General features: G+C 30.1%; 11 protein-coding genes and 2 tRNA genes. 5 read left to right on the top strand and 8 right to left on the bottom strand.

The window, feature by feature from the left end:
* Window positions 1–7: 7 nt before the first annotated feature.
* The 4 genes from IPP08_00430 to IPP08_00415 all read right to left on the bottom strand — a co-directional run bounded on the left by IPP08_00430 (window position 8) and on the right by IPP08_00415 (window position 2,626).
* A complete protein-coding gene (locus tag IPP08_00430; protein QQS66677.1) occupies window positions 8–694 on the bottom strand; it encodes a hypothetical protein in 687 nt (228 codons plus the stop codon).
* An 84-nt stretch (window positions 695–778) separates the two neighbouring features.
* Window positions 779–851 (bottom strand) — tRNA-Arg (locus IPP08_00425).
* A 282-nt stretch (window positions 852–1,133) separates the two neighbouring features.
* Entirely contained in the window at window positions 1,134–1,814 is a 681-nt protein-coding gene (locus tag IPP08_00420) for a hypothetical protein (protein QQS66676.1), read from the bottom strand.
* A gap of 68 nt (window positions 1,815–1,882) precedes the next feature.
* Window positions 1,883–2,626: a hypothetical protein gene (locus IPP08_00415; protein QQS66675.1), complete on the bottom strand. Its 744-nt coding sequence runs from the start codon at window positions 2,624–2,626 to the stop codon at window positions 1,883–1,885.
* A 45-nt stretch (window positions 2,627–2,671) separates the two neighbouring features.
* On the opposite strand from IPP08_00415, the gene IPP08_00410 reads away from it, so the two are divergent.
* The 5 genes from IPP08_00410 (at window position 2,672) to IPP08_00390 (ending at window position 5,734) form a co-directional block, all read left to right on the top strand.
* On the top strand, window positions 2,672–3,709 hold the full coding sequence (locus tag IPP08_00410) for a 4-phosphoerythronate dehydrogenase (protein QQS66674.1): 1,038 nt from the start codon (window positions 2,672–2,674) through the stop codon (window positions 3,707–3,709).
* Window positions 3,710–3,849: 140 nt separating this feature from the next.
* Window positions 3,850–4,134, top strand: a complete 285-nt coding sequence (locus IPP08_00405; GenBank protein ID QQS66673.1) for an HU family DNA-binding protein — start codon at window positions 3,850–3,852, stop codon at window positions 4,132–4,134.
* Window positions 4,135–4,323: 189 nt separating this feature from the next.
* Window positions 4,324–4,397: transfer RNA gene (locus IPP08_00400), tRNA-Asp, on the top strand.
* 105 nt (window positions 4,398–4,502) lie between these two features.
* Window positions 4,503–4,940: a nucleoside deaminase gene (locus tag IPP08_00395; GenBank protein QQS66672.1), complete on the top strand. Its 438-nt coding sequence runs from the start codon at window positions 4,503–4,505 to the stop codon at window positions 4,938–4,940.
* Between the two features lie 56 nt (window positions 4,941–4,996).
* Window positions 4,997–5,734, top strand: coding sequence for an acyl-CoA desaturase (locus IPP08_00390; GenBank protein ID QQS66671.1), 738 nt, complete (start codon window positions 4,997–4,999; stop codon window positions 5,732–5,734).
* A 49-nt stretch (window positions 5,735–5,783) separates the two neighbouring features.
* On the opposite strand, the gene IPP08_00385 is transcribed toward IPP08_00390, so the two are convergent.
* The 4 genes from IPP08_00385 to IPP08_00370 form a co-directional block, all read right to left on the bottom strand.
* Complete coding sequence (locus IPP08_00385) at window positions 5,784–6,932, bottom strand: DegT/DnrJ/EryC1/StrS family aminotransferase (protein QQS66670.1); 1,149 nt, start codon at window positions 6,930–6,932, stop codon at window positions 5,784–5,786.
* A 69-nt stretch (window positions 6,933–7,001) separates the two neighbouring features.
* Window positions 7,002–9,275 carry an NADP-dependent malic enzyme gene (locus IPP08_00380; protein QQS66669.1) on the bottom strand — a complete coding sequence of 758 codons (2,274 nt, stop codon included), beginning with the start codon at window positions 9,273–9,275 and terminating at the stop codon, window positions 7,002–7,004.
* Window positions 9,276–9,465: 190 nt separating this feature from the next.
* Window positions 9,466–13,956 (bottom strand): T9SS type A sorting domain-containing protein, encoded by a 4,491-nt coding sequence (locus tag IPP08_00375; protein QQS66668.1) that lies wholly within the window; start codon window positions 13,954–13,956, stop codon window positions 9,466–9,468.
* Between the two features lie 248 nt (window positions 13,957–14,204).
* Window positions 14,205–18,947, bottom strand: coding sequence for a hypothetical protein (locus IPP08_00370; protein ID QQS66667.1), 4,743 nt, complete (start codon window positions 18,945–18,947; stop codon window positions 14,205–14,207).
* Window positions 18,948–19,413 lie beyond the last annotated feature (466 nt).

Raw genomic sequence — 19,413 nt, 5'->3', positions numbered from 1 at the left:
TGGTAAGTTAGATTGTAATGTTTAATTTAGCTAAGGCCATTTTTGCTTCAGCACTAGCATTTGAATTCTCGAACTTTACAACTACTTCTTTGTAACTATTAATTGCTTCATCTTTTTTTCCTCCCTTTTCATAGTTTTTCGCTGCATTGAATATATAGTCTGATGCATTCAACTCTTCCTTATCTTCTTTAACAGCTTTCAAATATTCTTCGGCAGCATCAACTGATTTGCCTTCTAATTCTAATATTGCTGCAATTCCTGCATATGATCCTGATCGTATAATACTGCTACTTGAACTTGATGCTTTTTCATATGCTTCCTTTGCTTCTTTTAATTTGCTTAATCCTAAATAACAATTCCCTAACATTAAAGAAGCTATTTTACCTGCATCAGTTGAAGAAAATTCTTCAGATACTCCTTTCAATCCTAAAGGTTTTTCCGACTTACTATATTTAACAATAGAATCTCCATTAATTGCAGCTAAAAATTCTCCTTTATCATAAATAACTCTAGCTCTTGACAATGCAATTTGGGCTTCAGCATTATTTGCACTATTATTTACTTTGATATACCAAAAACCTCCTATTAAAATTATAAGAATTACTCCAATAATACCCAAGAACTTAGGATTTTTGAGTTTATCCATTAATCCGTTTGTAGATTCCTGATTATTTTTTTGTTTTTTATCCGACATTAAATATTTGTTATATTTCTTTTATTTACTATCTTTCTAATATTACTTTATATGTGCTCGAATTACCAGAAAAGCGCTCTATTGTACGCCCGGAGGGAATCGAACCCCCAACCCTCAGAACCGGAATCTGATGCTCTATCCATTGAGCCACGGGCGCATGAACGTGTAAAAACTTTTATTTTAACCTATTCACAAACGACCGAATGTAGGCAAATATAGCACCGTTTTTTGTTTCACACAAATTATTTGTAACGATTTTTTACAATTACTATATTAAATTTCTTTTAAAAATTAGTATAAATCAATAATTATGCCAACTATTTAACATTGATTTTAATCAAAAATCATTGTTTAGCTTTTTTAAGTAACCATATTATGTGAATTAATTTCACAATCCGTGAGTTATCTTCACGGCTAAAATTTTAAATTATTTTTAAATTTATTTTAGTTTCACACTTTTTGGAATTAAAAAATTTTCACTTGTAATAGTAATATCAGTTTCCAATGATTTTGCTTCAAAAATTACCTTGTTCCCCATATCAATTTCTATTCTCATTGGAATTCCATCAAATAACCAAGCGTTTACATTATCTAAACCTGACGCACCAATAACTTTATAACCCTTACATTTTTTATTAATTATAACTTTATCCTCAATTGCTACCACTAGTTTATTTTTCCCAACCTCAGATTCGCAAGCTGATAAAACTCCGCTTAACTCAGATAAGTAACCAAATGCACCTCCAGGTGATTTTTGTTTTAAACCCTGATTGGTTTCAAGATTATAGCTTGTTGTACCTGAACTATCAACAAGAAACATATTTCTTTCTTTTGGAGTTTCTAATAATACAGCCTCTTTTCGTCCGTTATTATCCCACCACCATGTTAATTTCATGTCTTTAGCCATTGAACAATCCATCTCCATTTTTCCTGTTTTATTTTTGAATTTATCAGCTTTTGCATATACATTTAATAATTGCCGTGTTACAACCCCACTTTTACTTGCTTCGGAATTAATCTTATTTCCGGCTGTTTTAGGTGACTCTTTAGAACAAGAAATTATTAAAAAACTTATTGCTAATATAAAAAGATACATTCTCGAATTAAAAAATTTGCTCATTTATATTTAATTTTATTATTTTTTTAACTGACTCTTAAACGAATTCCATTAATCGTTAAGCTTAAAATTTATTCTTCAATTTTAATATCATTAGGTATCTGAAATTTGGTTGGAGAAACTGGTATGTCAAGTTTTAATGAACTTGCTTGTGCTACTATCATTCTATCATTACCTATTTGTGCTTGAATGTACAAAGGGATTCTTTCCCAAACCCATACTTTAGATTTTATTCCTTTAACTATCAGAGTATAACCCTTACATTTTTTATCAAGTACTGTAAAGTCTTCAATTGACTTTACATCAAATTCCTTTATTATCTCAGGTGTTAAATTTGATGCAACATAACTAGTTGTTCCAATAACACCAATTTGTGCTTCAGATGCTAGTGCTTTATTACCATCTTTAGAATCTAAATCATAAACAGTTATATAACCTTTATCTTCAATTATTGCTGTCCTAGATGTTTTAACACCTTCAGTAGATGGTGCTTCAATGTAGGTTGCTCTTTTTGATCCATAATCATCAAAGTAAATTGTTTGTTTCATTCCTGCAATCATTGTACTTGTCATTTCTATAACACCAGATTTTGAATTATATTGCTTCTTCTGATCTAATGTAATATCTTTCTCCCCCTTTTTCATTTCTTCATTATGTAAATTAATGAGAGAATCATTTTCTTGCATTGAAGGATTTTTTGTAGTATCTTTTGTTGTTTCTTTTTGAATTAAACTTCCTGATTCTGATTTTGGTGTTTTGCAAGAAATCAGAATTAAAGAATTGATTAATACAATCAGTATAAATTTGTTTTTCATTGAATTAAATTTTTTTACAAAAATAAGTGTACTTATATAACTACAATGAATCCTTTAATTTTGTGTGATGAATCTATCCTTTTTGCTCAAGAAGCTTTTTCTCAATTTGGTGAGTTAAAACTAATTCCAACTTTAGATATAAAGAACAATTTGTTAGAAGATGCAAATTTATTGATTATAAGATCGGTGACAAAAATTGACGAAACTCTTCTAAAAAATTCAAATATAAAAATTATTTGTACAGCCACAACAGGAACTGACAACATTGATTTAGAATATTTAGCAAAAAATAATATAAAATTATTTACATCAGAAGGTGCGAATTCAATTGCGGTTGCTGAATACATTCAAAGTTGTTTAATTTTTATTCTAAATAAATACTATTTAAAGCATGATAATTTGAAATTAGGAATAATTGGTATGGGTAGAATTGGGAATATAGTTTCGAAAGTTGCAATTAATTTAGGTTTTAATATAGTTGTTTATGATCCACCTAAGCAATTAGCATCAAATAATTTTAAATCATCTTCTTTAACTGAAATTTTTGATTGTGATATAATCACACTTCATGTACCACTTACTAGGAGGCAAGAATATGAAACTTATCATTTAGTAGATAATGATTTCTTATCGTCAATGAAGAAAAATGCTACTTTAATAAATACTTCTAGAGGTGGAGTTGTTGATTCAATGGCTCTTATAAAAGCCCTTAATAACAAAACAATTACATCTGCAATATTAGATGTTTGGGAAGAAGAACCTTTTTTTAATTTAAATCTATTTAATTTATGTGATATTATTACTCCGCATATTGCAGGTTATTCATTAGATGCTAAACTAAAAGCTACAGAAATGTTATCAATTTCTATTTCTAAAGAATTAAAAAAAACAAATATCTTTACTATTAAAAATATTTTACCAGCAACAAATAATTATCTTCTATATGATGTACTTAAAGATAATAATAGTTTTATGAGTTTAATTAAATTGTCGAATAAAAATATAGAATTAAAAAATGAACCTTATATTTTTAATTTATTTAGAAAAAATCTAAATCTTAGAAGAGATAACTTAAATGTTTAGTTTTTATACTAGATATTCATTTAATCAAGTCTTTATCATATCTATTAAGAAATAAACATTTGTGTAATTCAATAATGGATATTAGATTTGCGAAAAATAATTTTGAACTATTTCCAACTATCACAAATTTTAATAAACTAATGAACAAACAACAACTAATTGAATCGGTTGCAAAGAAAACTGGTCAAACAAAATCTAGCACTGAAGCTTCTCTTAATGGTATTATTGATTCAGTAAAAGCTGAGCTTAAAAAGGGTGGAACTGTTCAGTTAATTGGCTTTGGTACTTTTGGAGTTTCTGCACGTAAAGCTCGCGCTGGAAAAAATCCACGTACTGGTGAAGCAATAAAAATTTCAGCTAGAAAAGTTCCTACATTCAAGGCTGGAAAAGGTTTGAAAGATACTGTTAATAATAAAAAGAAGTAATTTAACTTTAGGGTTTCAAGCCGTTTGAATATTTTAATCATATATTCTACGGCTTTTTTATCTCCGAAACTTATATAAAATATTTGGCAAATTTATATTTTTTTAATTTTGAATATTATTTTTAAAATTAATATTGTATTTAATTTTTTCAATCAAGATTTATTCATTAAATTTGCAATCCAAAATTACGGAGCGGTAGTTCAGTTGGTTAGAATGCCTGCCTGTCACGCAGGAGGTCGCGAGTTCGAGTCTCGTCCGTTCCGCAATTGTTTAACGTCGGTCTTATTTCAATTAAGGCTGACGTTTTTTATTTTATTTGATTAGTCCTAATTATTAAATAATATCTGATGTTATTGCATACTTCTCTAATGAGAAAAGCTCTTGAAGTTGCTGAATTAGCTTTGTTAAACAATGAAGTTCCAATTGGAGCAGTTATTTCAATAGGTTCAGAAATTATAGTTGCAACTCATAATCAAACTGAAAAATTGAAAAATGCTACTGCTCATGCTGAATTTTTAGCTATTAGTGAAGCATGCAGAATATTAGGCAAAAAGTATCTGAATGAATGTACTTTGTACGTTACTTTAGAACCTTGTTCTATGTGTGCTGGGGCAATGGTTAACACAAAATTAAAACAATTAGTTTTTGGTGCTTACGATGTACATGCCGGAGCAACTGGAACTGTTATAAACATTACAAATAGTAATTCACTTAATCATAGAGTCAATACTCTTGGTGGCGTTTTAGATACAGATTGTTCAATTCTTTTAAAACAATTTTTTAAATCAAAAAGAGAAAAATTCTGAAAACAAATCAAATCTTTTTTCATTTTTCATTTTCCTTTTATTTTCTTATATATAGTATGATAATTATTGTTTTTTTTCTAACACATTGGTTTGTTTCATTATTTTTTCAAACCATGTTTCTTCATAGATATGCATCTCATAAAATGTTTACAATGAGTAAAGGATGGGAAAAATTCTTTTACATTTCTACATATTTTGCATTAGGTTCTTCCTATTTAGTCCCTAGTGCATATGCAATTCTTCATAGAATGCACCATACATATTCTGATACTGAGCAAGATCCTCATTCCCCTGTTTTTTACAAAGATGTGATTTCAATGATGATGCATACAAAGGATATTTATTCTGGTTTAGTTCAAAATACTCTAAAAGTTTCTGATAAATTTTTAGGGAGTTATCCTGTTTGGAAGTCTTTAGATAAATTTGGTGATTCTTTATATTCTAGAATTAGTTGGGGAGTACTCTACACCTCAATCTATTCATACTTTGCTAACTCTCCTTGGTGGTTTTTATTGCTTCCTATTCATTTTTTAATTGGACCAATACATGGTGCAACTGTAAATTGGTGTGGTCATAAATATGGATATAGGAATTACAACATTAATGATAATTCTAAAAATTCATTAGTTTTTGATTTTTTAATGTTAGGGGAATTATTTCAAAACAATCATCATAAACATCCAAATCGATATAATTTTGGGGTAAAATGGTGGGAAATAGATCCAACTTATCCAATTCTAAAAGTACTTCATATTATGAAAATAATTAAATTTAGAAACCCAGAAGTCTCATAATTTATTGTACAATTGATTTTTAAAAATTGATACTTATTGCAAATTTTTTTTATTTAAAAAATTCAACAATAGAATCAACAACATAATTGATTTGATGAAGATTAAGTTCAGGATAAATAGGTAGAGCTAAAACTTGGCTTGCTATAAGTTCTGAATTTGGGAAATCACCTTTTTTATACCCTAAATAATCAAAACATTTTTGTTCATGAAAACATACTGGATAATAAATTTCGTTCCCTATATTCTTATTGTCTAGAAATACTTTAAGCTTATCTCTTTGTTCAACTCTTACCACAAATTGATTCATTATATGATTATTCTCAACATCATAAACAAACTGAGGCAAAATAATTTTATTTGAGTTTGAAAAAATTATCGTTTCATCTGAAATTTCTTTTTGTATAAATAATTTTTTATACTCAGATGCATTTGATTTTCTTTTGTTGCTCCACGAGTTTAAATAAGGTAATTTAACATTCAAAACTGCTGATTGAATTTCATCAATCCTAAAATTTCCCCCCAAAACTTGATGATAATACTTAGGCTCACCACCATGTACACGCATAATTTTCATTTTATCATAAAGTTCTTTATTATTAGTTGTTACTAACCCAGCATCTCCAATTGCACCTAAATTTTTTGTTGGATAGAAACTAAAACAGCCAACATCTCCAATTGATCCTGTTTTTCTTCCATCTTTATAATTTGCACCTATTGATTGAGCACAATCTTCAACAACAAAAAGATTATACTTAGAGGCTATATTCATAATTACATCCATTTCTGCACTTTGTCCAAATAAATGTACTGGCATAATAGCCTTAGTATTTGGAGTTATTAATTTTTCAATCTCATTAACTGAAATATTATATGAATTAAAATCTACATCTGCTAAAACAGGCTTTGCACCTAACCTTGCTACAGTACCAGCTGTAGCAAAGAAACTAAATGTTGGCATAATTATTTCATCATTCAATGACATTCCAAGTCCCATCAAAGCTAACAATAATGCATCTGTTCCACTAGATACTCCTAATGAATATTTGGTTCCTATATACTCAGATACAGAATTCTCAAGCTGATTAGTCTCATCACCTAAAATGGCTCTTTGAGATCGCATAACTTTTAATACTCTTTCCTCAGCTAATTCTTGATAAGTAGAATACTGAGCTTGTAAATCTAATAATGGTATTTTCAATTAATTCAGGAATTAAATTAAAACAATAAAAAAATGAATGAAATTCTACAACAAATTTTACAAAAAAATTTACATTTTTCTCATTTGAGATTCAACAACAGCAATTGCTACCATATTGACAATTTCTCTAACAGTACTACCTAATTGTAAAACATGAACTGGTTTATTCAATCCAAGTAGAATTGGTCCAATTGCCTCACAATCTGCTAATTCTTTTAATAAATTACAAGCAACATTACTAACAGAAAGATTTGGGAAAATTAAAGTATTTGCTTCACCATATGCAAAATGAGAAAAAGGGTGATTGATTCTCATTTGTTCAGAATCTAATGCTAAATGAGCTTGCATTTCCCCATCAACAACCAAATCTGGATGCTTTGATTGAAGAATTGCTGTAGCTTTACTCATCTTTTCTGCATCTTCACCTTTGGCACTGCCAAAATTAGAATAAGTAACAAGTGCAATTCTTGGCTTGATATTAAACCTTTGAATTGCTTTTGATGTTAATTCAGTTATTTCAACTATTTCAGAAACAGTTGGATTAAAATTAACTGTTGTATCTGCTAAAAAAAGTGGACCTTTTTTAGTTAAAAGGATATACATTCCTGAAACTTTTGTAACTCCTACCTCTTTTCCTATTACTTGAAGTGCTGGTCGAATTGTATCTGGATAACTTCTTGTTAGACCAGAAATAAGGGCGTCTGCTTCGCCTGTTTCAACTAACATTGATCCGAAGTAATTACGAAATGACATCATTTTTTTGGCTTCGGCTGCATTAACACCTTTTCGTTGCCTCTTATTAAAGAACATTTCAGAAAATTTCAATAATCTTTCTTCTTGAATTTGATCATAAGGATTCATAATTGTTATCTCACTTAAATCGATATTATTGAGTTTTGCTAACTCATTAATATTACTTGAATTACCTAATAATACTGGAAAAGCTATCCCTTCGTCTCTTACTTGTTGAGCAGCTTTTAGCACTTGAAGGTTTTCAGCATCTGCGAATACAACTTTTTTAGGGTTTTTACGAGCTTTGCTAATTATTACTTTTGTAATTTGATTGTCTTGACCTAGTCTTTTCTCTAACTCTTGTGAATATAAGTCCCAGTTCTTCATATGCAATTTGGCAACACCAGAATCCATTGCAGCTTTAGCAACTGCTGGAGCAATATTTGTAAGTAGTCGTGGATCAACTGGTTTTGGGATAATATAATTTTTACCAAATGATAAATTTATTTCATTGTATGCTAAATTTACAATATCTGGAACTGGCTTTTTAGCTAATTCAGCAAGTGCATGCACTGCAGCAAGTTTCATTTGTTCATTAATTTCACTTGCTCTTACATCTAAAGCACCTCGAAAAATAAACGGAAAACCTAGTACATTATTTACTTGGTTTGGATAATCTGATCGTCCGGTAGCCATTATAACATCTGGTCTAGCAGCAATAGCTTCTGGATATGTAATTTCTGGATCAGGATTAGCCATAGCAAATACAATTGGGTTTACAGACATAGAACGAACCATATCTTGTGATACCAAATTAGCTTTTGACAAACCTAAAAATAGATCTGCACCAACCATTGCTTCATTTAAAGAATTATAATTTCTTGGAGAAATAAATTCTTTTTTCATTTCATCTAAATCACTCCTTAAGCTATTTATATGCCCTTTACTATCAAACATATCAATTTGATCAAATCTAACACCTAATGATTTGTAAAGTTTGGTACATGATATTGCTGAGGCACCTGCTCCTGAAACAACTATTCTTATTTCATCTATTTTTTTATCTACAATTTCAAGAGCATTCAGTAAAGCTGCAGAGCTAATAATAGCTGTACCGTGTTGATCATCATGCATTACTGGAATTGATAGAATTTCTTTAAGTTTTCTTTCAATTTCAAAACATTCAGGTGATTTAATATCTTCTAAATTTATTCCACCAAAAGTTGGCTCTAAAATTTTAACAGTTCTTACAAATTCATCTACATCTTTAGTATCAAGTTCTATATCAAATACATCTATATCAGCATATATTTTAAAAAGCAGTCCTTTACCTTCCATTACCGGTTTACTTGCTTTTGGTCCTATATCACCAAGACCTAAAACAGCAGTACCATTACTAATAACAGCCACAAGATTTCCTTTTGCAGTATATTTATAAACATCATCTTCATTTTTAGCTATTTCTAAACATGGTTCAGCTACACCAGGTGAATAAGCTAAAGATAAATCAAGTTGAGAACTATATTCTTTAGTAGGTATAACCTGTATTTTACCAGGTCGACCTTTAGAATGGTAATGTAATGCGTCTTCTTTTCGTATTTTATTATTCATACTTGTAAAATATTAAGTATCCTATTGTTTTAAAACTTGGTCATAATTACTTTTATATTAAAGAAATTAAAAACTATTGTTGCAAATATACTGTTTCAACATGGAAAATATTTAATCAGTATTATCCCAACAAAAAACCTGAATAAATTTTAGTTATTCAGGTTTTTTGATAATGAAGACTAATCTTAAACTATTTGTCCTTAATCCAAGAATCGATATACCTTTTTCCATTTCCTGTTACAATAACTACATAAGAACCAGCTGGTAGTAAATTTGTTAACATTATGTTATCTCCAGTAAATTTTTTAGTATAAACTTCTTTTCCTGTAATGTCTACTAGTTGTATCAAGTAATTATTAAAGTTATCTGGTAACTGTAAATAAGTATTTGAATTTGATGGATTTGGAAATATTTTTATAAATTTACCATCATAATCTTTTGTTACTCCTCCTTGTTTATCACAAAGAATAAATAACTTGCATTCTTCACATTTTTCAGTACCACATTGCACTGAAATATTTACAGTGTAAAGACCATTCAAATTAAAATTAATTACCTGAGATATTGAAGTACTTGTGTAAGTATTAGTTCCAGTAGTTCCATCTGGCCTTGTAATAGATAATACATAAGTTGGAGTGCAATTAGCAGGGCAAGAATATGATGCATTAAATGTATATTGTAAATCACAAACAATCTTAAATTGTCCATTACATTTTAAAGGGATATTTGATACTGCTGGATTAATCAAAGTTAGCTGAGTCCATTGTCCTGGACAGCACTTTTTAACTTCCCCACAATCAACTTTAAAAATAATTTTACATTCATCACAAATTTTTCCACCACAATAAACAACTATTAAGACAGTATAATTACCAGAGATAGTAAACAATGGTGCATAATTTATTGACCCTGATTGAGACTGAGTGCTTGTTATTCCGTTTGGATCAGTCATTGTAATAACATAAGTTGCAGGACAATTTGTATTACAAATATATGTACCAATAATATTATAAGAATATTTACAATTCGCATCTATTGTCGAACCACATTTAAGAGGTTGTGGATATGTTTTTATTAATGGTCCACTAAAAGTATATTGTAAATCTTTCCATTTTCCACATATACATTCACAATCAATAACCCTGAATATTATTTTACATTCATCACAAATTGTATTACCACAATACACAGTTATGAGCATTGCATAAGTTCCATTTTGAGTAAAATTAACTGGTACTGACAAAGTTGTATATGTATTAACAGTTGTTGTTCCATCAGGATTATAAACTGTAACAACATATTTTGGTCTACAAGTATCTTTACAAATATAATTTCCAAGAAGTGTATAATTTACTTTGCATTTCAAGTTAATTATATCACCACATTTCACAGGGAATTTAATGTTACCCGATGTTAAGGTTAGGTTACTTTCCCATTTTCCACAACAATCTAATGGAGGGCATTCAACTTTAAACTGTATTTCACATTTTGCACAAACATTGTTTCCACAATGAACTGTAATAAATAATGTATAATTTCCAGATGTTGTAAAAATTATTGGCGTATTTAGAGTTGTATTTCCTGTAGTATTTAAAACTGGGTTTCCACTTGGATTTAATAACAAAACATCATAAGTAGCATTACAAACTCCACTACAAATATAATTTCCAACAAGGCTATAAGGTTTATTACAAATTGCATTATATCCTTTTCCACAATCGATAGGTTGGCTTATAGTTTGACCTTGGACACTACTATTTAATGATGTGAATTCCCATCTTCCGCAATCACATACGCAACCTTGAACATTAAAAGTTAATTTACATGTATCACAAATTGTGTTTCCACAATAAACAAGAATAGTAACTAACCAATTTCCATTTTGATTGAAAGTTAAGTTTCCAGAAATTACATTAGTAAAAGACTGAGTTGTTGTTACCAATGAAGGGCTAGTTATTGAAACTACATAATTAGCTGTACAGCTTTGAGACGAACATACATAGGTACCATTTAATGTATATTGAGTATTACATTTTACATCAAAACTTTTTCCACATGACAATTGTTGGGCACTTGTTCCATTGTTACCTAAGGTCAAAGATCTCCATTTACCACACTCACAACCTTTAGCAGAATCAGCTTTAACACAAGCGGGTGCTGGCTCTACAGGACAAAGTGGAGTTGAGGAATTTATACCTTTAGCTTCAACTGCGTAACTGTTGCAAGCAGTTAAGCCAACTTGTGTATTTGGAGAAACTGGAACTGAAAAGAATATGCTTACACTCCCAGCTGCTGGAATTGTTAAGAGTGTTCCGTAATTTAACTGGAATGAATATGTTGATAATGGAGTTCCTAACCAAGTTCCTGCAATTGCTCCAACAGGATCAGAGCTAACGCAATTAAATAAATTTGTTCTAGTGGGATTTTTAGAATTTATATTCTGATTGTACAAAATTGCAAAAGGTGTTGGTGAAACACTCAAACCAGTTGTAGGCATATCAAATAAACTTCCACGTATGGCATAATTTGGTAAAACTTTTATATCACCAATATGTGGTAGAATATCTAATATTCTGATGTTCGTTAATGCAATATTACCTGTATTATTAATAGTTAGCATATAATCAGCATTTGTTCCAACTGGCACATTAGCAGTTGAAGCATAAGATGTAACTGGGTCTGTAGCCTTCTTAACTAATTTAGAACATGTCATCTGATAAATGGCATTAACAGTTAAAGTAGCAACATTTGAAATCATTCCTAATGGATAATTGGCAGCATTAAAATTGAAAGTATTAGGATAATTTCCAGCTGGTGCCATAATTGGTGTATCGGCAATTTTCACATCAAATTCTATTATAAAATAATCTAACAAACCATCGCATCTAAATGGCAACACTGAAAAGTTCCAAACTAAATTTTGATTCCCAATGCTTGGAGTTGAAGTCATTGTACCAATTTGTGCTGGTGGAGTTAGTGAAAAACCACTACATCCAGGATAATATTGTGTTGGGGGTGAAAACAAAGCTCCATAATAATATGTTGGGTTACCAGCATATGTTAAATATGTTGGAAGATTGTCGGTAATTAAACACAAATTAGCATTTTGATTACCAATATTCGAAACAGCAATTCTCCATCTTGCTGTCTGGCCTGGAAGGTATGGTCCATAATTACTGTTTCCATTAACACTTGGACAATTTGGAACTTGCAGCTTTAAAGCTGATATTTTAGGACCAGAAGGTTCAATTGCTTTAGTATGAACGGCAGAAATTAATGGTAAATTTGATGCTATTGCATTAACATTGTTTGTAATGTTTTGACCAACAATAACTGGAGCATTTGTTAAAAAATTAGCAGGTAAAATTTCAAATTGGACATGATTGTAAATATAATCTGCTGATGCTACCGTAGAATATGTCCACCTTAATTGAGTAACATATTCATTTGAATTTAATCCAAAATCATGTGTGCCACTTCCATATGGATTTGATACAATTGTTTGTGTTGAAACTGATGTAAATGGATATCCTGGTGCTGTCAAAAAAGGAGACCAAGTTCCAGCTATTTTATCATATTTAACATACTCAAGATTAACTAATGTTGCAGCTGGACACCATGTCCATACTTGTTTGATTTTCTCTTCTTTTGGAAGACTATCAGTAATTTTAAGATTTATTAAAGGAACATTCCCTTGATTGAAAAAATAGACTAGATAATCTCCACAACAACCTGGTGTAAACGATGGCAAATATTGGTTTCCTCCCCAAAAATAAGGGTTTACAGTTAACCATTTGCTTAATGAACCTTGAGGATTAGGTGCAACCAAACTTACACAAGCAGTATCACTCATAGTCTGAACGTTATTATTGCAAGGTGTTTTGTAACATAAAGTTGCTGTGTCGCATACAGTTTGGCCAATTGAAAATTGACTTGAAGGATAAGTTACAGTTACTAAAGTACCATAATAAGCTTGACCGGGTTGAACAGTTAGAGTTGTTGGTCCAGTAAGAGTCACCGCATTCCCAATTTGAGAATAAGTTGAGAAATTACCTGTTGCTCCAGTAACTACTGCTCCATTTGGCATACTATCTTTCAAAACCAAGTTAGTTAAATTCAATCCCCCAATATCACCTCCATTTGGATTTTTAATAAATATCCAATATGTTGTTGAACCGTTTATAACATTTCCAGAATAATATAATTTTTCAATTGTAAATTTTACTGCAGCTGTAGCAGTGACACACACATCATTTGACTTTGCACCAGAATTTCCTGTTGCTTGTATTGTTGCATTATTACAAGCCAGTTTATTATTACACGTAATTCCAGGTTTAAATCTTACATTTATTTGAACAGTTCCAGAAGTTGGTCCTAAATTCCCTAAGTTGAATGTAACTGGTGTACCAGAGATTGTCCAGGATGGAACAACTGTACTTGGAAGAGTATTCAATACATCCAGCTCTGGAGGTACATTATCAGTAATTGTTACATTGTTTGCAATTCCAGTTCCAGATATACTATACGCAATAGTATATGTGAAGGTCTGTCCTGATGGTACAGTTGTTACATTACTACTCTTATTTATAGCAAAAGAAAGTTGTGCATTTGAATGTTGCAATGAAGTAAACACTAGAATTAAAAAGACTAATGTTAATTTTAAAATTTGAGATTGATTCATTTTTATTTAAATATTTATTAAGAATTATTTTATATATTGTTTGAATTTTAAATTAAATACGAATTGTTTAATTTACTAGAACAAAATATTAAAATATCACCTTTCATAAATTCAACTATGGTGGCATATGATTGAAATTAATTCTTTAACATAACCGAGAAAATTTAAAAATTTGCACTTCGAATAATCTAAATAATGTAATAGTCCAATAAGGAATTAATTTTAAACAATAAATTTTAAAAGTTTACTTACTTAATCTGTATTATGTCTGCGTACACAATCCTACTACGTAATTTTATAGGATTATTAAAACCATGAACAGTTTTTGAAATTGTATCAGCGATATCAGATTCATAAAATTCAAATTCTCTTATTGAAACACGTAAAGGAGCATTTCTATCAAAATCAATTTTTTTGCTTATAATATCTTGTCCATTTGCAGTTCTAACTTTATTATCAGTCATATCTATTTTAGCGAGCCATATCATTGTATCATCAACTTCTTTGAAAGGAGGAACAATTAAATTAGTAAATTCCTCACTAACAGGAATCCAAGTATTTACACCAGTTTTTTTCTCAATTGTAGCCATAATAACTCTACTATACTGCAAGCCTATCCCTACTTCTTTACCTTCTTTATTTTTGGTTTGGTAATTATATATATCACCAATATTTGCTTTCACAGTAAATGAATTTGTTCCATAAGTTCCAGAAACCATAATTCTGAATCTATCTTTATCTGTAAATGTAATTGCTGCAACCCTACTTGGAGTTAACTGTGCAAAATCTGACAAAATAACTGGAGATAAATGTGTATCATCAATTGAGTTTGGTTGAAATCTTGCCAATGCCATTCTTATAAATGGATAATAAGTATTTCCCATGTCAACATCAATATCACAATACCAAAGCCCTCTAACCTTGTCATACTCTGGTTTATGACCAACTGCTGTTACTGTTACACCTTCTAAATCTGGGATAGTTAATCCTGAAAGTGTTTTAACAGATAATGGGAAATCTGTTGAATCTGGTGTAACTCCTTTTAATAATTCTGAACTCCAAATAGGATCATTTCCCCATTGAGTAACATAAGGTTTAAGTTTATCTGGGATATTTTTTCCACCAGTATTTTTAATAGCTTTTAAACCAGATGAAGCTGTAAAACCTTCAGCTAGTATAACCCCTAATAATTCTTCATCTCCACTGCTGAACCAAGGTCTTTCTAAGTAAACGCGTAATCCACCTCCACAACGCCTACTAACTATATCGATAGGCACACCATTACCAGAATTTGTAGGAGCTCCTTCACTTGGTTTATCCCATCCAAATGTTGGAACAACATATAAAATTTTTGGAGAGTCTGGTCTAGCACTATTTAAAACCTTAACTTCAATTTTTTCACCAATCCTATGAATCCTCTTTTTAAGGTCTTCACCATTTAAAACATCATCATTTTTAGGATCATTAATTTCATTACCCCATATTTCTTGTGGAAAATATTCTCTAAACCTAGTTGTACCTTTAATCATATAACTTACTTTATGATACTTAGTATCCCCAAATTCATGTTTAAACAACATATTGTCAAAATTCAATGGTAGGAGATATTTCTTTTGCCATTTAAAATAGGTCTCTTTAGCAAAATTATTTTCTGACAAATCCAATTTGACCAAGCTAGTATCTAAAGGTATAGCCTTTAAAAAATTGAACTTAACGTTATCTGAAGTTCTTTTATTAGCTTCAAAGTTATCATCTGAGTTGGTTCTCTTTGATTTCTCTTTTCCTCCTTCATCACGCCCATCACCTCTAATGATTTTATCTTCATTTGTATTTTTTACAGAATCTTCATTTTTAGAAGGAATATTTTTTATTAAATCTAATTCGTCACTAATTGAAACAGAATTTGGATTATACTTTTTATTCATTAATAGTAAATCTCCAATATGACCTTTATTGTTAATAAAATCTTCTTCACTTTCACCACCAGTATACTTTTTATTAGCTGGATCATCATTTGGATCTTTCCATTTAGCTAGAATATCTATTTGCCCTGTACTTTCTACATTTACATCATATTTACCATCAAGTAGTGCATAAGTTTGGCCAATTAATTCTTTCCTTGTTTTTAAGTTTGTAAATTTAGGGGCAATTAGAGGCTGTTGTACAGCATGAACCATTGTTAAAGTTCTCCAAGGAGTAATCATCCAAGTCCCACCAATAGTAGCTAGTGTTTTAGCCATTGATTTCTTATCATTTGGCAACCAATCAATAATACCCATATAGTCTGCATCTGACGAATTTATAAAACAGCTAAAATCTACATTAGCAACCATAGCTTTTGGAAGTTTTACAATAAGAGTTCTTGTAGAAACATCCCATGACGGAACCCCATTTCCTTCAATAATTCTTATCTTAAAAGGTGATGCATCTGGGAAAGAAACATCAAATGGCACTTTGGTGATTAACTCTCCCCCTGATTCTGGAACAGTAACGAATTCAATATAACCCCCTCCACCTCCTGCAAAAGGTAATCTTCTAAAAGAAGCTCCTTTAGCTATATGTTCTGGTAAATAAGGTAATACTAATTTTTCAGATTTATTAACAATGTATTGCCCTTGACCTAATGGTTCACCTGGGGCAAGAGGAAGTTTTGCATGCGGAAGTGGTGTGTTTGGAGTAGTAATAATTTCAATATCACCACTAACATCAATCGTCTTTTCACCTGAATTAATATCTACAATTTTAGTATCAGAAAGTTGTCCTTCTTCTTTTAAAGCAATTTTATACCACTGTTCATAATTTTTATTAATTCCTAAAGCTGAGTCAAATACTTTATGATGTTCGGCCATATTTTGAGCACTTTTAGGGGGAACAACATGCCTATCATTTTCATGGAAGTAACCATTATAGTATTTTTTAATGGTTATATCTTTAACATAATTTTGATCATTATATTCAAAAGAATTTTTTTCATAATTACTTCTTATTACCATAGCTTCCAAGCTTTCTCCTTCGCTAAAAGTTTTGCGAGGCATTAAAACTGGTGATGGAATTGGTTCGAATCTTCGATAAGTTAAGGGAGCAGACGCATTTGTATCACTTTGGGTTTCTAATGGTAATGAATTTCCCGCTAAATCAACTGTTCTTAATCTGAATTTATATGAATTCCCAAACCTTAATTTAGGTAAAGAACTTGGTTTAGTTTTAAAATTTGTTATCAAACCAAATTCTGTTTCAGGTTTTGATTCATCTCTATGTTTAACTTCTTCTCTTGGAGTTTCTAGTGCTTTTCCTGAACTATCATAAGTGTTTTGAACTATTGTTTTTCCTGGTTTATCTGCAACTAAGCTCCATCCAAACCAAGTAAAAACTGCTTCGTGCAAATAAGCATCTAATTCTGATCTATTTGATTTTGACGAGTCATTATCTGGATTTTCCCTTGACATTGAAGCAGACTTCAAATAACCTTCATCAATGATTTCAAAATTCTTATTCCCAAGTTTATATTTTCCAACCCTTTCGCATAAGGACCTCCAAGCACCTTCATTTATATCTTTAACATCAACTCGGTAACCTCTTAATAAATCTTCTGCATAAAAAAGCGGTGCTTGATTATTTTCGATTGCTGTTTTATTTGCAAATGCCATTCTATCTATCATTGCTTCAACATACTTAGCTCTTTCTTGTTTGGTTAAGGTGATACCATTTGATCTTAGAGCAGGTAATGGTTGTTCTTTTTCTTCTCCTAAATCTTGTAAATAAAATTTAGCTGGTGGTGTTTGAATCAAATTACTAATGTTTGCCTGCTCAATCATCAAATCATCTGTAGAGGCATACATTGGTTTTGATTCTGGTAAATTGGAGTAAGGTAGTAGAGTTCTAGCTAATTGAATGATTTTCAAACCAGCACCATCTACATCTAATCCAACAAGTTTAAATAATGATTCATCATTCAATTTAACCATACCATTTTCTACTTCAGATTTAGCTCCTAATTCAGGGTTGTTAGCTGCTTGAAACTTCCCACCATTTAAAGCGATTGCTGTTTTACAAAAAGTATCTTTATTATAAGCCACCGGTGTATGAATACCCCAAGGTGATTCGAATTGAATCCATGTGGCAGATGATGGCAAACTTGAAACAGGAATTTCAAAATCAATAACAACACCTAACATTCTCATCAATTTTGGGAAATCACTCATTGATGATAATGCTTCATGAAAATCAATCTTAGGAGTTGTGATCCTTTTAGGTACAGTTTTATTAATGATATTATCTCCTCTTTTAATATCTCTAATACTTTTATCTCTTGTATAGTACCTACTTAACAAAAAGAAATTCTTTTCAGTATTGTTTTCAAATCCAAAATCAGTAATCTTTGAACTATTAAATGATCGAAACTGCTTAGTACCGTTTGCGCTTTGTATTCCTTTAGTATTCATTTGCTTTAACATCCCATTACTAAATCCTTCATTCAATGACTTATTACCTATATCCGTTGTAAGTTTTTTTAAAGGTATTAATTTTTCCTGATATTCAATATTATTCTCTTTTGGATCTGGGCTAGAGAAAATTGGTTTTTTATTTAAAGATTTTCCACCAACTTTTGAATAAATATCCTTTATCTCCTTAAACACATCATTGACAGGATAAGATATAATTGGTTGAGTTGTTAGGTAAACTGGAAATTTATATTCTCTAACAAATGAACTAACAGGGAATAAATCATTCCAAAACTCTTCTATTATATCATTTTTACTAGAATCAGTTGCTTCTATTATTGTACCATCTGAAAATTTAACTTTTAACTTTAGTTTTTTAGCAACTGCTGCCCAATTCACCCAATCATTAAAATTATTTAAAGTTGGATACCCTAATGAATCTTTTTTTTCATCACTCATTAACCGAGGTGAAATAAACAATGATAGATAAATTTTCTTTGAATCACGGCCTTTTGGAAGAAGTGTCCAGATTATTCTTTGATCTTGCATGGCTTTATATATTTCAGTTAATTAGTAATTAGCTTTAAGTTTTATCTTTTAAAATTCATTTACTTTTACTAACAAAAAATATTTGTTAGAAATGAATTTCAAACTTAACATTCTTTTGATATAATTATTCAATAAATTAAAATAATTTATAATTTTCTTTAAAATAAAAATTATAATGCTTGAATATATTAGTTGTACATAATAACCACCAAAAAAAATTTAAGATCAATAATTTGTGAAATCAAATTTATATTGAATTATACACTTACAATATAATTTCATTAATTATATAATCTAGCTTTTTTTGTAAGCCGAACCCAGTATTTCAGGGGCAAAAATCAATTAGATTTTTTATTATTATTTGCAAGGTCTTTATACCTTAGCTATTTTGCGTAATTGAGTATTAATATTCAAGATATTTGGCACAATTGTTGTCCATATAAATTCCCAAATCGAATGTAGTATA

It is taken from the genome of Chlorobiota bacterium, assembly GCA_016700335.1.
Lineage (GTDB): Bacteria > Bacteroidota > Ignavibacteria > OLB7 > OLB7.
This window is presented reverse-complemented; position numbering and strand designations above follow the sequence as displayed.